This is a genomic window from Streptomyces chisholmiae (assembly GCF_031845445.1).
Lineage (GTDB): Bacteria > Actinomycetota > Actinomycetes > Streptomycetales > Streptomycetaceae > Streptomyces > Streptomyces chisholmiae.
In genome coordinates, this window is sequence record NZ_JAVREO010000002.1 from 553,944 (window position 1) to 569,838 (window position 15,895).

Sequence of the window (15,895 nt, forward strand, 5' to 3'; positions counted from 1 at the left end):
GGTTCGGCGGCTCCTGCGGCGGCGCCCACGGAGTGCCGGGGGGCCCGTCCCCACCACCGCCGTTCCCACCACCACCACCGTGCTGCCCGCCGTCGCTCCCGCGTGCGGTGTCCATCAGACAAGTCCTCCCCGGTGCCGGCTCGCCCCCGACCGCCCAACCGGCCGGGGTCGCCTTCGACTGTCAGATGCCAGGCTGGGGACGCCGCTCCCCAACCGGCGGCACACGGCCGAGAGTTGCCGCCCGATCACCCGAACGTGTCGAGGGACGAGGCGATCCCTCCGGCCACCGGCCGGTGGCGCCGGTCAGCCGTTGTCGAGGCCGGCGAGGCGGAGGAGGAGGGGTTTGACCTCGGTGGCGGGGATCTCGTCGCCGGTGAGGGCTTCGGGGTCGGAGCAGAGCAGGACCGGTTGGTGGCGGGGGTCGGTGGGGAGGCGGCCGTGGCTGCCGCGGACCTGGGCGCCGTCGAGGGGGATCACGTTCATCCGGTAGCGCAGGCCGAGCTTCTTGCGGAGCAGGGCCGCTCCGGCGCGGGCCTTGACCAGGCGGTCGTCGGGGTTGAAGAACAGTTCGGCCGGGTCGTAGCCGGGTTTGCGGTGGATCTCGACGGTGGGGGCGAAGTCGGGGGCGCGGGCGTCGTCCAGCCAGTAGTAGTAGGTGAACCAGGAGTCGGGTTCGGCGACGGCGACCAGGTCGCCGGCCCGCTCGTGGTCGAGGCCGTGCGCCGACTTGCCCTCCTCGTCGAGGAGTTGGGCGATGCCCGGCAGGTCGGCTAGGGCCTCCCTGGCGGCGGGCAGGTCGGCGGGGCGGCGGACGTAGACGTGGGCGACCTGGTGGTCGGCGACGGCGAAGGCACGGGAGACCCAGGGGTCGAGGTACTCCATGCCGGCCTGGGTGTGGACCTCCAGCAGGCCGGCCTCGCGGAGCCTGCGGTTGATGTGGACCTGGCGGCTGACCGGGGTGATGCCGTACTCGGAGAGGACCACCACGGTCGCGTCCTGGGCGCGGGCGGTGTCCAGCAACGGGGCGATCTCGCCGTCGAGTTCGGCCGCCGCGGCGCGGGCCTGCGGGGAGTCGGGGCCGTACCGCTGGAGGTCGTAGTCCAGGTGCGGCAGGTAGACCAGGGTGAGGTCGGGCTGCCGGGTGGTCAGCAGTCGGCGGGCGGCGTGCGCGATCCACCGGGAGGAGTCGATGGCGGCGGTCGGGCCCCAGTAGGTGAAGAGCGGGAACTCGCCGAAGCGGGAGGTGAGTTCGTCGTGCAGCTCGGGCGGCCTGGTGTAGCAGTCGGGGTCCTTCCTGCCGTCCGCGTGGTAGATCGGGCGGGGCGTGACGGTGTAGTCGGTGTCGGCGCCCATGGCGTACCACCAGCAGACGTTGGCGACGGTGTAGCCCGGCTCGACGCGGCGGGCGGCGTCCCAGATCTTCTCGCCGCCGACCAGCGCGTTGTGCTGGCGCCAGAGCAGCACGTCGCCCAGCTCGCGGAAGTACCAGCCGTTGCCCACGATGCCGTGGCCGGCGGGGGGTTCGCCGGTGAGGAAGGTGGCCTGGGCGGCGCAGGTGACGGCGGGCAGCACGGTGCCCAGGGGGGCCTGGGAGCCGGCGGTGCCGACCGCCCGGAGGGTGGGCATGTGGTCCAGCAGCTCCGGGGTGAGGCCCACCACGTCGATGACCACCAGTCGGCGGCTCATGGCAGCGTCTCCTTTCTGGGGGTGGGGGGTTGGCGTCTGGTGCGCCGAGGTCAACGCGCTTCCCGGACGCCGAGGCCGGTCAACAGGTCGGCCGCCAGGGAGAGTTCGGCCGCGATGCCGGTGGCGAGCTGGTCGGCGTCGGTGGGGCGCAGGTCGGGCGGCAGCACCTGCCAGGTGTAGGTCTCCACCTCCAGGTGGCGGGTGACCGGCGCGGGGCCGCCGACCAGCCGGGCCAGCACGCGTTCCAGCACCGGCAGGGTGGTGGCCAGCGGGGCGGCCGGGGTGGCGTGCAGCGGGATGTGGTGGTGGACCCGCCAGGGTCCCGCGGCGGGCAGCGGGTCGGTACCGGCCAGCGCCTCGGGCAGGTCGTCGCGGGCCGTGACGGCGCCGTCCGGGCCGCGTTCCCTGGTCTGGTGGAGGAACCGCTCCTCGGCGAACTCGGCGAGCGCGGCCCGCACTTCGGGCCGGCCGGGGTGTTCGGCGTGCAGCGCGGCGGAGAGCTGTGTCTTGTACACCGGGACGCCGCCCGCGGTCAGCCGGTCGACGGCCGCGTCCGGGTCCTCGAAGGCGGTGGCCAGGTGGCAGGTGTCCAGGCAGACCCCGACCCGGTGGGCGGGCGGGGCGTCCGGGCCGGTCAGCACCGCGACGGCCTGCTCGGTGGTTTCCACCACGCAGCCGGGCTCCGGTTCGACGGCGATCCGGATCTGCCGCCCGGTGCGTTCGGCCAGCTCGTCCAACTCGCCTGCCAGAGTGGTGAGTTGGTGCAGCGCCTGGCGGGCGGAGGTGGCGTCGTAGGGGGTGCGCCAGGCGAGCGGCAGGGTGGAGATGGTGCCCTCGGTGACGTCGTCCGGCAGCAGCTCGGCGAGCAGGGTGGCCAGCCGCAGGGTGTGCCGGCGGCGTTCGTCGGTGGTCCAGTCGGGTTGGTAGACGCGGTACTTGACCCGGGCGGAGCCGAAGCCGCGGTAGGGGAAGCCGTTGAGGGTGACCACTTCGAGGCCCTCGCGGCGCAGCGCGCGGGCCAGTGCCGCGCGGGCCATCGGCTCCGCGGTGAGGGCGGCGACCACGTCGGCGGCCAGCCACAGGCCGATGCCCAGCCGTTCCCGGCCGAGCCGGCGGCGCACCGGGCCGCAGTGTGCGGTGAGTTGGCCGATGACCCCGTCGAGGGACTCCGCGGGGTGCACGTTGGTGCAGTAGGCGAGGTGGATCAGCTCGCCGCCTGGGTGGTGGAAGCGCACGGTGTCCCTCTCAGGCCTCGGCGGGCGCGCCGCGCCGCAGCACGTTGCCGGCGTAGTCGTCCGTCTCGGGCAGCTGGTCGAGGTCGAGCCGGCCGCTGAGCGAGTAGAAGGCGACCGGGTTGCGCCACAGCACCAGGTCCACGTCGTCCTCGGTGAAGCCGTCGGCGAGCATCGCCTCGCCGACCCGCCGGGTCTTCAGCGGGTCGCTGTTGCCCCAGTCGGCGGCCGAGTTGACCAGCACCTTCTCCGGCCCGTAGCGGCGCAGCAGGCGGACCATCCGCCGCTCGTCCATCTTGGTGTCGGGGTAGACGGAGAAGCCGAGCCAACTGCCGCTGTCCTTGGCCGCTTTCACGGTGGTCTCGTTGAGGTGGTCCAACAGCACGCGCTCGATGGGGAGGTCGGACTCGCGGACCACGTCGATGGTGCGGGCGACGCCGGCCGCCTTGTCCCGGTGCGGGGTGTGCACGAGGGCGGGCAGCTCGTGGTCGACGGCGAGTTGCAGCTGGGCGGCGAGCGCGGTGTCCTCGGCCGGGGTGAGCGAGTCGTAGCCGATCTCGCCGACCGCGACCACGCTGTCCTTCCGCAGGTAGCGGTCCAGCTCGGCCAGCACGGGGACGCAGCGCGGGTCGTTGGCCTCCTTGGGGTTGAGGGCCAGCGCGCAGTGGTGGGCGATGCCGTGCTGGGCGGCGCGGTAGGGCTCCCAGCCGAGCAGGGCGTCGAAGTAGTCGAGGAAGCTGCCGACGTTGGTGCGCGGCTGGCCGAGCCAGAAGCTGGGCTCCACCAGGGCGCGCACCCCGGCGTCGCGCATGGCCCGGTAGTCGTCGGTGGTGCGGGAGGTCATGTGGATGTGCGGGTCGAAGATGCGCATCAAGGCTCCTTCTCTGGGCGCGGCTCTCGGGGCGCTGGGCTCAGCGCGCGGCTCTGGGGGCGCTCCGGGCACAGAGCGCGGAACCCGGGACTCGGGTGCGGAACCCGGGACTCGGGCGCGGGGCGCGGGTCTCAGGGCACCCGGGGGTGTGGCGGCCGGGCGAGGAGGTGCCGCACGTCCGCCGGCACCGGCCGGCCGGCGGCCTCGCGCTCCGCCGCGTAGTCGGCGAGCATCCGCAGCAGTTCTGCGTCGGCCCGGTCGGCGAGCGCGGTGACCGTGGCCAGCGGGACGCCGGTGAAGACGCACTTGAGCACGGCGTGCCGCCACTGGTGCTGGTCGAGGTGGCGGGCGGCGTAGCCGCCGACGGCGGCGGCCACCAGCCGGGTGTCGTTGGCCCGCAGCGCGTCCTCGACCAGCGGCAGCGCCCGGTCGCCGAGCCCCGGCAGGTGCGGCAGGGCGTGCAGCACGGCCCGGCGTTCCGCGGCGTCGCCCTGCTGGTAGAGGCGGGTGACGGTGGCGGCGTCGGCGGCCGGTCCGGCGGCGTGCAGCAGCAGCACCCGGGCGGCGTCGGCGGCGGGCAGCCCGGCCCGGGGCAGCGGGGCGCGGCCGACCCGCCGGGCGGCCACCGCGAAGGCGGCCTCCCACGGCGGGGTGGCACCGTTGCCGGGCCCGTCCCCAGGCCCGCCCCCGTCCCCGGTCCCGGCGGCCGCCAGCGCGGCGGCCAGCCAGGTCGCGCCGGGTACGGCTAGCCGCTCGGTCAACTCCGCATGCAGCGCGGCCAGTTCGGCGGGGCGCGGCGGCGGGCTCACCGGCCGGCCGCCGGTTCGGCCGGACCGGTCACCCGGGTCAGACCGGTCGTGGGGGTCGGCAACCGCATCAGGACACCTCCGAACCATGGCGCACCCCGGCGTCGGTGAGCGCCTTCCGTAGGAACTCGATGGACTCCGCCGCCAGTTGGGGCCCGGCGTGGGAGTGGCGTGGCAGCTCGACGGAGACCAGCCCGGCGTAGCCGGTGGCCGCCAACGCGGCCAGCACCGGCGGGAAGTCGATCTCCCCGGCGCCGAACGGCAGGTGCTCGTGCACGCCGCGCCGCATGTCCTCGATCTGGACGTGCGCCAGCCAGGGCCCGGCGGCGGTCACGCAGTCGGCGACCGGCGCCGGCTCCAGGCAGCGGCAGTGCCCGATGTCCAGGGTCAGGCGCAGCGCCGGCGGCCCGCCGAGCCGCTCCCGCAGCCGGTGGAAGCCGGCGAGGTCGGCCAGCAGGTGCCCGGGCTCGGGCTCCACGGCCAGCGGCACGCCGGCCGCGGTGGCGGCCGCGACCAGCGGCTCGAAGGAGGCCGCGAGCCGGTCCCAGGCCGCCGCCTCCCCGAGGCCGGCCGGGCGGTGGCCGCTGAAGCAGTGCAGCGCGGTCGCGCCGAGGTCGGCGGCCACCCGCGTGGCGTCGGTGAGCAGCCCGATCCGCCGGGCCCGGTCGGCCGATTCCGGGTCGAGCAGGCCGGGGCCGTGCTTGCGGCGCGGGTCCAGCACATAGCGGGCGCCGGTCTCCACGGCGACGGCCAGCCCGAGTTGGTCCAGCCGGGCGGCCACCGCCGCGGTGCGCCTGGCCAGGTCGGGGGCGAGCGGGTCGAGGTGCATGTGGTCGAGGGTGAGCGCCACCCCCCGGTAGCCGAGGTCGGCGAGCAGCCCGAGGGCGTCGGTCAGCCGCAGGTCGGTGAGGCCGTTGGTGCCGTAGGCGAGGCGGAACGGGGCGGGGTCGGTCACGTGACGCTGACCTTCCTGGACAGGCGCCGGGCGGTGCCCAGCAGGGTGAGCAGGACGGGGGCGGCCGCGCCGGCGCCGGCCCGGGCGGCGAGCGCCGCCTGGAGCGGCACCAGCGCCTGGAGGCCGCCGACCACGCCGGCCCTGGTGTGCGGGCCGGTCGGCCGGTGCGCGGCCCTGGCCAGCGCGGGGGCGGCCGTCAGCAGGTAGCTGGCGGCGCAGCCGCGGGCGGTGGCGGCGTCCGGGCCCGGCCGGGCGACGGCGGCGGCGACGCCGGCGGTGGTGGCCAGCGCGGCCAGCGGCGCGGCGCGCGAGCCGCCGGCCACCTCGTGCCGGGAGACGTGCGTGACGGCGGCGGTGTGGGCGGCGATCAGCACGGCGGGCGGCAGCGCGGCGGGCGCCGGCCGGTCGGCGCCCGCCGCGCCGAGCAGCAGGTCCAGGCCGCGGGCGGCGCCCATGGCGGCCGGCCCGGCGGCGGTGTGCTTCAGCTTCAGGTCGTAGGCCCAGACGGTGGCCGCCAGGGCGCCGGCGGTGGCCAGCTGCCGCCGGGTGCCGGCGGCGGCCAGCGCCAGCCCGGCGGCGGTCAGGCCGGCGGCGGCGCCGAACGCGGCGGCCGGCGCGATCCGCCCGGACGGCAGCGGGCGGTGCGGCCGGTCGCGGGCGTCCTCGGCCCGGTCGGCCCAGTCGTTGAGCGCCATGCCGGCCCAGTAGAGGCAGAGTGAACTGCCCATCGCCAGCGCGGTGTTGCGGGCCGGCGCCCGGCCGGCGGCGGCGCCGGCCACGGCGTCGCCCGGCACGGTCAGCGCGGCCGGCCCGCGCACCAGCTCCAGCCAGGCGCGGGCCCTGCCGCCGGTCACGAGCTGGCCGCCAGCCGCTCGGCGAGCCCCAGCAGCGCCTGGTACTGCTCGGCGAGGCCGGCGGGCCCGGCGAACGCGTCGAGGGCGGGGTCCGCGCCGGCGGGGCCGGAACGGGCCGGGCCGGCGGGGCCGGCGGCGGCGTCCGGTCCGGCCGGCGGGCCGAGCCGGTCCGGGTCCTTGAAGAAGAAGCCCAGCCCGGGCACCGGGCCGGCCAGCCCCAGCTGGTGGGCGCGGGCCAGCAGCCGGACCAGGTCCAGCACCAGCGGCGCGGCCAGCGCCGAGTCGCAGCCCTGCCAGATGGTCTGGAGCACCATCCGGGTGCCGAGGAAGCCGTCGAACGCGATGTGGTCCCAGGCGGTCTTCCAGTCGCCGAGCGCCGGCACGTGGTCGATGTGGGTCGTGCCCTCGGGGGTGTGCCCCAGGTTGTCGGCGAGCGCCCGGGCCTTGCCGGCGTTCTTGGCGGCCGCCGCCCCGGGGTCGGCCAGGGTGGCGCCGTCGCCGCCGCCCAGCAGGTTGGTGCCCGACCAGGCGCGCACCGCCAGCGCGCGCTGCGCGAACATCGGCGCGAGCACGGCGCGCAGCAGGGTCTGCCCGGTCTTGCCGTCCCGGCCGGCGTGCGGCAGGCCGGCGCGCGCGGCGCGGTCGGCGAGCCCGGGGGCGTGCATGCCGGTGGCCGGGGTGAAGTTGACGTAGGCGCAGCCGGCCTCGATGGCCGCCGCCGCGTACAGCGCGCTGGCCGGTGCCCGCGGGTCGTCGGCGGCGGGCACCGGCTCGGTGCTGCCGAGGTGGACGACGACGGTGCGGGCCAGCCGGTGGCTGGCGGCGAAGGCCGTGAGGTCGGCGGTGAAGGCGGCGACCAGCTCCCGGTCGTCGCGCGGGTCGGCCGGCTGGGGGCCGCCGGGTCTGATCTCGGCGTCGGCGCGGGCCAGGTCGGCGGCGACCGCGCCGGGCAGGCCGGCCGGCAACACGCCGGCCTCGGCGAGCTGTTCGGCCCGTTTGGGGAGCGGGGTCGGGTTGGTGTCGTGGCCTCCGAACACCAGCTGGTCCAGGGCGGGCAGGCCGGCTTCGGCGAACGCGGGGCCCGCGGTGACCAGGCCGGTGGGTGGGTGCAGTCCGGCGGTGAGGGCGGCGCGGCCGGCCACGGTGGTGGTGGCCACCGAGCCGCGCGCCCCGATGAGCCAGACTCCGACGCGTTCCTGGGGTGCTGTCGTCATGGTTCGCGGCTTTCTGTGCAGCTGCGGAAGGGGCTCGGACGCGGGGCGCCCGGCCACGTGTGCGGCGTGGCCGGGCACCGCGCGGCGGCGGTCGGGGGTGGGTTCGGCGTCTCCACCCCGCCGCCACCTGCCGGCCCGTGGGCCGGCCACCGCCCCCGCCGCCCCTCGCGGCGGTGGACGGAGTCGGGGGGTGAACCGCGGTCGGTGATCGGGGAGTCGGTGATCAGTCGATGGTGGGGGGAAGCTCCTGGACGCGGACGTCCCGGAACTGCACGGTGTCGTCGGCGCCGTGGTTCTGGAGTCCGATGTGTCCGGCCAGGCTACGGCCCTCCTCGGTGTGCGTGAAGTCGTTGATCAGCACCTCGTTGAGGTAGATCCGCAGCCGGTCGCCCTCCACCCGCAGCTCGTAGGTGTTCCACTCGCCGTTGGGGTTGAGCGCGGCGTCCCTGGCCTCGATGTCGGCCGACTGGAAGGTGTAGACGGAGCCTGTGGTGCGCTCCGGCACGTCGGTGTCGTCGATCTGGATCTCGTAGCCGAGGTTGACGGCGTCCCACGGGTCGTCGCTGATCGGGGAGCCCACGAAGATCCCGGAGTTGGAGTCGCCGATCTGCCGCCAGTCCAGCAGCAGCGAGTAGTTCTCGTAGGCCTGGGCCTCGTAGTAGAACAGGCCCATGCCGCCGACGCTGGTCAGCGTGCCCTCCTCGGGGTCCAGCACGAACTCGCCCGGCCCGGCCTGGGTCCAGCCCTCGGTGCTGGTGCCGTCGAAGATCGGTGTGTAGCCGGGCTCCTCGCCGTCGTCCACCGAGCAGTCGGCGTCGGTCTGGCCGGCGGCGTACTGGATGCCGCCCAGCAGGTGCTGCCGGAAGTCCGGCTCGGCGAACGACTCGATGGTGTGGCCGCCGCCGGTGTAGAAGGCGAGCCCGCCGTCGTACTCCTTGCACCAGGCGATCGGGTGGTCGCCCGCCATCGTGCCGCCCTCGTAGGAGGACTCGTCGAGGGAGGCCAACACACGGGCCGAGTCACGGGGGTTGGTGCGGTAGTTGTACCACTCGTCGGTCCGCTCCCAGGTCTCGCCGAGGTGGGCGGTGGCCGGGTGGTCGTGGTCCTCGACGGTGACGGTGGCTTCCTGGATGTGCGGGTGGCTGGCGAAGAGCGCGCCGGCCAGGCCGTCGTACCACGCCCAGTCGTACTCGGTGTCGGCGGCGGCGTGGATGCCGACGTAGCCGCCGCCGTTGTTGATGTAGCCCTCGAACGCGGCCTGTTGGGTGTCGTCCAGCACGTCGCCCGTGGTGGAGAGGAAGACCACCGCCTGGTAGCCGGCCAGGTTCTCCTCGGTGAAGAGCGTCGAGTCCTCGGTCGCGGTGACCGTGAAGTCGTGCTCGGCGCCCAGTTCGGTGATCGCCTGGATGCCGGCCTCGATCGAGTCGTGCCGGAACCCGGCGGTCTTGGAGAAGACCAGCACGTCGAACGGGTCGGTCACGGTCTCCGGTCCGGTGGCGGGCTGCTCGGCGGCGCCGGCCCCCATCGAGGGCACCACGAGCGCCGTGGCGCACAGCGCGCCGCCGGTCAACAACAGGGTCGCGCGGCGCAGTCTGCTGGGGCGGCTGGTGCGGGTTGGCTGGGTCAACGTACTCACTCCTCGCTGCCGGTGCTGAAGGTGAAGTCGTCCAGGTGGAAGGTGCCCCCGTCGAACACCAGGTGGAGCGTGGTCGTCTCGGTCGGCTGGTCGGCCAGCGCGGTGGTCAGGTCGGCGAACTCGGACGGCCCGCCGGTGTCGGTGACCTCGACGGAGCCGAGCAGCGGCCCGTCCGGGGCGTCGGCCCGCACCTCGATCGAGCCGCCGCCGCCCGCCGCCGAGACCCGCGCGGTGAACTCGGTGGCCTCGCTCAGCAGGTAGGGCTCGAACGAGATCCAGCCGCCGTCGGTCACCTCGACCGCGCGCCCGCCGTGCGCGCCGTCCAGCTCGACGGCGGTCGGCCCCTCGGCGGCACCGAAGTGCTCGGCCTGCCGCTGGGTGGTCTGGCTGACCACCTCGTCGCTGCCGGTCAGCGGCGGGGCGTCGCCGGCGCCGTGGTCGGTGTACTCGGCGTGCCAGACGCCGAAGATGTCGGCGTTGGCGTCGTGTTCGCCGTCGGCCAGGGTCTGCAGGGTGCCGGAGCAGCCGGTGGCCTCGGTCTGCGGGTGGCCGTGCGAGTCGTGGCCGAGGATGAACGTGACGGTCACCTCGGCGCAGTCGATCTCGGCGTCCTCGGCGTCGCTGACCTCGACCTCGAACGGCACCGCGTCGCCGAAGTCGACGAGCGCGCCGTCGCCGGGCAGCACGATCCGCACCTCGGGCGCGGTGTTGCCGACGACCAGCCGCACGGACGCGCTGCCGGTCCGGCCGGCCGCGTTGGTCACCGTCAACTCGACGCTGTGCTGGCCCTCCTGGTCGAAGGTGTGACTCGGGTCCGGCTCGGCCGAGGTGGCGCCGTCGCCGAAGTCCCAGTGGTAGCTCAGCTCGCCGCCGTCGGGGTCGGTGGTGCCCTCGGAGCTGAAGGCGACGGTCAGCGGCGCCGGCCCCGAGGTGACGTCGGCAGACGCCCTGGCCACCGGGGAGCGGACGCCGGCGGTGTACTCGATCCGGTACAGCGCGCTGTTCTCGTCGCCGGAGAAGTAGCCGAGCCCGTAGTCGAGGACGTAGAGCGCGCCGTCGGGTCCGAAGGCGCTGTCCATCACCTGGGTGCCTTCCCAGAGGAAGTCGTGGATGCCGGTGACCTCGCCGTTGTCGTCCTGCTCCACGGCCTTGATCCACTGCCGGCCGAACTCGGTGGCGAAGAAGGTGCCGTCCATCGACTCGGGGAACTTCACGTCGGAGTCCAGGTCCGGGTCGTACCGGTAGACCGGCCCGGCCATCGGGGACTCGGAGCCGTCGCCGAACTCCGGCACGGAGGCGCCGTCGTAGGGGATCCAGGCGGGCTGGGCGGGCGGCAGTTCGGCGAGCCCGGTGTTGTGCGGCGACTCGTTGACCGGGGCGGCGCAGTCGAAGGCCGCGCCCGAGGTGCCGGTGGCGAAGTCGTAGTCGATGTACGGCTCGTTGTCGCCGACGCAGTACGGCCAGCCGTAGTTGCCCGGCTCGGTGATCCGGTTGAACTCGACCTGCCCGGACGGGCCGCGGGCCGGGTCGGCCGCGCCGGAGTCGGGGCCGTAGTCCCCGAGGTAGACGACGCCGGTGGCCTGGTCCACGCTCATCCGGAACGGGTTGCGGAAGCCCATGGCGTAGATCTCGGGCCGGGCGCCCTCGGTGCCCGGGGCGAACAGGTTGCCCTCCGGGATGGTGTACCCGCCGTCGTCCTCGACATGGACGCGCAGCACCTTGCCGCGCAGGTCGTTGGTGTTGGCCGAGGTGCGCTGCGCGTCGAACGCCGGGTTGCGGGTGGGCTGTTCGTCGATCGGCGAGAAGCCGTCGGAGGCGAACGGGTTGGTGTCGTCGCCGGTGGACAGGTAGAGGTTGCCCTCGGCGTCGAAGTCGATGTCGCCGCCGACGTGGCAGCACTGGCCCCGGCTGGCGGCCACGTCGAGGATCTCCACCTCGCTGGCCTGGTCCAGGGTGCCGTCCTCGGTGAGCACGAACCGGGAGAGCCGGTTGACCCCCTCGTAGGGGGCGAAGTCCTCGGCGGTGCCGTCGGCCGGGGCGTCGCCGGCCGGGGTGTCCAACGGCGGTGCGTAGTACAGGTAGACGAACCGGTTCTCGGTGAAGTCCGGGTCCACGCCGACGCCCTGGAGGCCCTCCTCGTCGTGGCTGTAGACCGGGATCTCGCCGGCGACCCAGGTCGAGCCGCCGGCGTCGGTGATCCGCAGGGTGCCGTCCCGCGAGGTGTGCAGCACGGCGCCGTCTGGCAGCACGGCGAGCGACATCGGCTCGCCCATCTCGGCCTCGCCCCGGGCGAGTTCGACCTGCTGGAACTGGTCGGGCGGCGGTGGGGCGGCCGTCGCTGGCCGCTGGTCGAGCACCACGCCCGCCGAGGCGAGGGTGAGGCCCACCGCGGCCGCGGTGAGGGCTTTCAGTCTCCTGTGCACGAGCGTCCTCCGTAAGAGCGCACGGGGGGTGGGGGGTTGAGCTGTCGCACAGGCGCGCGCCGTCGCGCCGGGGTGAACGGGCGGCCGTCAGTGGAGGGGGGCGGCCACGCCGTTCGTTGTTGACCGGTACATCACCAGGAAGGTAACCACTTTCTCTCCGACTGGAAACCCCTTTGCAATGATCCGCACCGACTTAGTCCAGCTGCCGGACAAAGTGTGGTCGGTCGAGGGCGAGTTGGACTCCCCCCTGCGGCGCCCCGGTCAGCCGGCCCGGTCCGGCACCGGCGGCAGTGGGACACCGATCAGCGCCTCGATCACCCGCTCGGTGGTCTCCGCCATCTCCACCGCCGCCGGCGCCAGCAGCCACTGCACCTGCAGCCCGTCCATCACCGCGATGACGCCGTTCGCCACGTGTGCCACCGGCAGCCCCGGCGCCAGCGCGCCGGCGGCCACCGCCTCCCGCAGCGCGGTGGCCACGATCTCCCGCAGCCCCGCGTACCGGCCCCGGAAGTACTCCTGCGCCGGGTGCCCCGCCGTGACGCTCTCCGCCGACAGCACCGCGTACAGCCGCACGATGCCCTCACGCTCCGCGTTCCGCCGCGCGGTGTCCACCAGGTGGCGCAGCAGGGCCAGCCCGTGCGGCCGGCCGTCGCCCAGTTCCTCGATGTCCGAGGCGTCCCGCAGCTCCAACACCCCGGTCAACAGGCCGGCCTTGGTGCGGAAGTGGTGCAGCACACCGGCCTGGGTGAGCCCGGCCCGCTCGGCGATCTCGGCCAGCGAGGCGTGGTGGTAGCCACGGGTCGCGAAGGTCTCCATGGCGATCCGCAGGATCTCGTCCCGCCGCTCGGCACCCGAGGGGCGCTCGGCCCTGGCGGAACGCTCCGGTCTGGCGGGGCGCACGGGCGCGGCGGGGCGCTCCGGCGCGGCCGGCCCGGCCGGGCGCGGCAGCCGCGGTGGGGGCGCGGCCTTCGACATCGGGCGCCCCTCCTCCGGTCGGACCCGCTGCCGCGCAGTCTACGGCCGGCCCCGGGCCCGGCCCAGGTTCCGGAACCACCGGAACCTCTCCCGGTCCCTACTAAACGGTTGGTCAGTCTGCTTACCTACTCCTGCCGAAGCCCGTTCCCCGCACCCCCACCCCCACAGGGAGCCGCAGATGAGTGGACGCACCGCACGACACCGTTCCCCCGCCCGCCTCGGCCTGCTCGGCCTGACCACCGCCGCCCTGCTGGCCGGCGGGCTCGGCGTGCTCGCCGGCGGCCCGGCGCAGGCCGCGCCGGAACGCGCCCAGGTCTGGCTGACCACCCCCGACGGCGCCCAACGCCTCGCCGACCAGGACGAACTCGCCTTCGACGGGCAGCCGGCCGCCCTGGACATCCGGGTCGACGCCGGCCAGCGCCACCAGGAGTTCAGCGGCGCCGGCGCCTCCGTCACCGAGGCCTCCGCCGGCCTCGTCCAGGCCCTCCCGGCCGGCGACCGGGACGCCCTGCTGGACGCCCTGTTCACCCGGGACGGCGACGGCATCGGCCTCAACTACCTGCGCCAGCCGCTCGGCAGCACCGACTTCAACACCGGCGACTTCTACACCTACGAGGACGTCCCCGGCCAGTTCGGCATCGACCGGGACCGGGAGCTGATCATCCCGGTGCTGCACGACGCCCTCGACCGCAACCCCGAGCTGCGGCTGATGGGCTCCCCCTGGTCACCGCCCGCCTGGATGAAGTCGGAGCAGTCACTCAACGGCGGCAGCCTGCTGCCCGAGCACTACCAGGACTACGCGGACTACCTGGTCGCGGCCGTCCAGGCGTACCAGGCCGAGGGCATCGAGCTGACCGACCTCACCGTGCAGAACGAGCCGCTGTTCGCCACCAGTTACCCGTCCACCGCGATGAGCGCCGACGAACAGGCCGCCTTCCTCCGGGTGTTGGACGCCACGCTCACCGAAGCCGGCCTGCCCACCACGCTCTTCACCTACGACCACAACTGGGACGAGCCGGGCTACCCGCTCCAGGTGCTCGCCGCCACCGCCGACCTCGACCGGGTGGCCGGCGCCGCCTTCCACTGCTACGGCGGATCGCCCGAGGCCCAGGGCGAGTTGGTGGCGGCCGGCGCGCGGGTCTTCTTCACCGAGTGCTCCGGCACCGACAGCGAGGACGGCTCCCGCACCTTCGCCGACACGCTGCGCTGGCAGGCGGAGAACCTGGTGGTGCGGAACATGCGGCACGGCGGCGAGACCGTGATCACCTGGAACCTGGCCCTCGACGACCGGGGCGGCCCGCACCAGGGCCACTGCGACACCCGCTGCAACGGCGTGGTCGAGATCGCCGGCACCCAGGTCACCCGCAACGCCGAGTTCTACGTGCTGGGTCACCTGACCAAGTTCCTCGACCCCGGCGCCCGCCGCCTGGAGTCCACCAGCGAGGGCCCCGGCGGCCTACAGAACGTCGTCTTCGAGAACCCCGACGGCGGCCGGGTCGCCTACGTCGTCAACGCGTCCGACACCGAACGCGCCTTCTCCCTCACCGAGGACGACCGCTCCCTCCACCACACCCTCCCGCCCGGCGCGGTTGCCACCTACACCTGGACCAACTGATCGGCCGGCGCCCCCGTCGCCCGCCCGGCCCGCCCTCGGGCCGGGCGGGCGCGGCGCCCACCCCGCCGCCGCGTCTGCTACCCGACGCGCCCCAAGTGCACGACGAGAATGCGCACCGCCCCGTCCTCAACCGCATACAGCACGCGGTACCCGCCCACCCGCAGGCGGCGGTAGTCACCGAATACCGAGCTGTGCACCGGGCGAGGCTCGCCGGCGAGCGCGTCGATGGCATCCAACAGGGCCTTCAGACCGATCGGGTCGTCCTTGAGGAACCGAGCGGCGGCGTTCACCGCGGCGGGCTCGAACTCGATCTCGTAGGTCACGCGCCATCGCCAGCGTCGAGCATGGCCCGCACCTCGGCGAGGGACTTGCGGCCACCGGCGTCCCCACGCGCCTGGCGCAGCTCGTACTGCAACACGGCGATGGAGTCCTCGTAGTCCTCCAGCGTCTGCGGTGAGACGAGGAGGGCCGCGACGTGCCCGTGGTCGGTGAGGGCGACCGTCTCGCGGCCATGAGCGGCGCGCCGCACGAGGTCACCCAACTGGGAACGGGCTGCACTGATCGCCATCTCTGTCATGCCCAGAAGATACCAGTAGATGAATCTAGTGACACCTTTCAGGTCCCCACTCCCAGCAGTCGCCCGTTTCGTCCCATCGGCCGGGGTATGGACGCGCTCTGCGTGTGGGGGCCCGGACACGGCGGCCCGGTGCCGCTGGCCAACGCGTGGCTGGACGGCAGCTACACCGACACCTATCCGGACGTGACCCGGGACGCGGCCGGGATGGCCCGGCTGTTCCGGCAGTTCTCGTTCCCGGGCGGGGTGCCCGGCCACGTGGCGCCACAGACGCCCGGATCGATCCACGAGGGCGGCGAGCTGGGCTACTCGCTGGCCCACGCCTACGGCGCCGCCTGCGACAACCCGGACCTCCTGGTGACGGGCTCCCGAGGGACTTGCGTCAGGTGGCATGGGTGAGGTCCAGGCTCTGGCTCACTGATTCGCTCATCGGTTCCTTCCCGCTGTTTCCTTCATGGTCCGGCCGCCGGGTCGCTTCGGAGCGGCCCGCCCTGCTAGCGCAGGTAGGTGCGTTGCCATCAGTACCTAGCCAGGGGACGCCCCGCTTTAGCGGGGTGGGGAATGGCTTCTGAGCCCTGCTCTGACCTCAACTGTGTGCATGGATCTGCACTGTTCACCTGGGCCCACCTTTCTGCCGCACTAGACTTGCGGCGCGTGTATAGTGATCGCGTGGCCGTGACCAGGAAGGTTCGCCGATTCTCCGGCGGCGTGTACGACCTCGGACTCCACATCGTGTGGTGCCCGAAGTACCGCCGTTCGGTCCTCGGTGGCCGGGTCGCGGAACGGCTGGATGAACTGATCCGGCAGAAGGCCGACGAACGCGGGTGGGAGGTCATCGCCCTTGAGGTGATGCCCGACCAGGTGCACTTGTTCGTGAAGCACGACCCGAAGTCGTCGGCCTCATACGTGGCGAACCAGTTCAAGGGTTTCACGTCCCGCGTGCTGCGCGAGGAGTTCCCGCACCTGAAGTCGCGGATGCCCACGCTGTGGTCGTCGTCGTACTTCGCGGCCTCGGTCGGAGCGGTATCGGCAGCCACGGTCGAGAAGTACATCA

Annotated in this window: 14 protein-coding genes and 1 pseudogene; 3 read left to right on the forward strand and 12 right to left on the reverse strand. The window is 74.1% G+C overall.

Translation table 11 applies throughout. The features are described from left to right. Window positions 1-303 precede the first annotated feature (303 nt). From RM844_RS05295 to RM844_RS05340, 10 genes are all read right to left on the reverse strand, one after another. Entirely contained in the window at window positions 304-1,686 is a 1,383-nt protein-coding gene (locus tag RM844_RS05295; RefSeq protein WP_311665256.1) for an alkaline phosphatase family protein, read from the reverse strand. A 50-nt stretch (window positions 1,687-1,736) separates the two neighbouring features. Beyond that, a complete protein-coding gene (eboE, locus tag RM844_RS05300) occupies window positions 1,737-2,921 on the reverse strand; it encodes a metabolite traffic protein EboE (protein WP_311665258.1) in 1,185 nt (394 codons plus the stop codon). Between the two features lie 10 nt (window positions 2,922-2,931). Further along, the gene (locus tag RM844_RS05305) at window positions 2,932-3,789 is read right to left on the reverse strand and encodes a TatD family hydrolase (protein WP_311665261.1); all 858 of its coding nucleotides are present in this window, start codon (window positions 3,787-3,789) and stop codon (window positions 2,932-2,934) included. Between the two features lie 131 nt (window positions 3,790-3,920). Further along, window positions 3,921-4,598 carry an EboA domain-containing protein gene (locus RM844_RS05310; protein ID WP_311665263.1) on the reverse strand — a complete coding sequence of 226 codons (678 nt, stop codon included), beginning with the start codon at window positions 4,596-4,598 and terminating at the stop codon, window positions 3,921-3,923. A 67-nt stretch (window positions 4,599-4,665) separates the two neighbouring features. Further along, the gene (locus RM844_RS05315; protein WP_311665265.1) at window positions 4,666-5,550 is read right to left on the reverse strand and encodes a sugar phosphate isomerase/epimerase family protein; all 885 of its coding nucleotides are present in this window, start codon (window positions 5,548-5,550) and stop codon (window positions 4,666-4,668) included. After that, window positions 5,547-6,404, reverse strand: coding sequence for an SCO3242 family prenyltransferase (locus RM844_RS05320; protein WP_311665267.1), 858 nt, complete (start codon window positions 6,402-6,404; stop codon window positions 5,547-5,549). The genes RM844_RS05315 and RM844_RS05320 overlap by 4 nt, the downstream gene beginning before the upstream one ends. After that, entirely contained in the window at window positions 6,401-7,618 is a 1,218-nt protein-coding gene (locus RM844_RS05325; protein ID WP_311665269.1) for an inositol-3-phosphate synthase, read from the reverse strand. Before RM844_RS05325 ends, RM844_RS05320 begins: the two co-directional genes overlap by 4 nt. 223 nt (window positions 7,619-7,841) lie before the next feature. Next, window positions 7,842-9,245, reverse strand: coding sequence for a ThuA domain-containing protein (locus RM844_RS05330; RefSeq protein ID WP_394814440.1), 1,404 nt, complete (start codon window positions 9,243-9,245; stop codon window positions 7,842-7,844). A 5-nt stretch (window positions 9,246-9,250) separates the two neighbouring features. After that, window positions 9,251-11,677, reverse strand: a complete 2,427-nt coding sequence (locus RM844_RS05335) for a PQQ-dependent sugar dehydrogenase (protein ID WP_394814441.1) — start codon at window positions 11,675-11,677, stop codon at window positions 9,251-9,253. Window positions 11,678-11,938: 261 nt separating this feature from the next. Then, window positions 11,939-12,499: a TetR family transcriptional regulator gene (locus RM844_RS05340; RefSeq protein WP_394814445.1), complete on the reverse strand. Its 561-nt coding sequence runs from the start codon at window positions 12,497-12,499 to the stop codon at window positions 11,939-11,941. Between the two features lie 331 nt (window positions 12,500-12,830). On the opposite strand from RM844_RS05340, the gene RM844_RS05345 reads away from it, so the two are divergent. Then, a complete protein-coding gene (locus RM844_RS05345; RefSeq protein WP_311665273.1) occupies window positions 12,831-14,267 on the forward strand; it encodes a glycoside hydrolase family 30 protein in 1,437 nt (478 codons plus the stop codon). Between the two features lie 77 nt (window positions 14,268-14,344). Here RM844_RS05345 and RM844_RS05350 read toward each other — a convergent pair whose 3' ends face one another. Together RM844_RS05350 and RM844_RS05355 are read right to left on the reverse strand one after the other, a co-directional pair. Beyond that, window positions 14,345-14,590 (reverse strand): type II toxin-antitoxin system RelE family toxin, encoded by a 246-nt coding sequence (locus RM844_RS05350; RefSeq protein WP_311665275.1) that lies wholly within the window; start codon window positions 14,588-14,590, stop codon window positions 14,345-14,347. Then, a complete protein-coding gene (locus RM844_RS05355; protein ID WP_311665277.1) occupies window positions 14,587-14,844 on the reverse strand; it encodes a type II toxin-antitoxin system Phd/YefM family antitoxin in 258 nt (85 codons plus the stop codon). Before RM844_RS05355 ends, RM844_RS05350 begins: the two co-directional genes overlap by 4 nt. Window positions 14,845-14,925: 81 nt before the next feature. Here RM844_RS05355 and RM844_RS05360 point away from each other — a divergent pair. Together RM844_RS05360 and tnpA are read left to right on the forward strand one after the other, a co-directional pair. Further along, window positions 14,926-15,201, forward strand: a pseudogene (locus tag RM844_RS05360) (phosphoketolase family protein); the annotation flags it as partial. A 309-nt stretch (window positions 15,202-15,510) separates the two neighbouring features. Then, a partial coding sequence (gene tnpA / locus RM844_RS05365) for an IS200/IS605 family transposase (RefSeq protein ID WP_394814442.1) occupies window positions 15,511-15,895 on the forward strand: 385 nt, incomplete at its 3' end.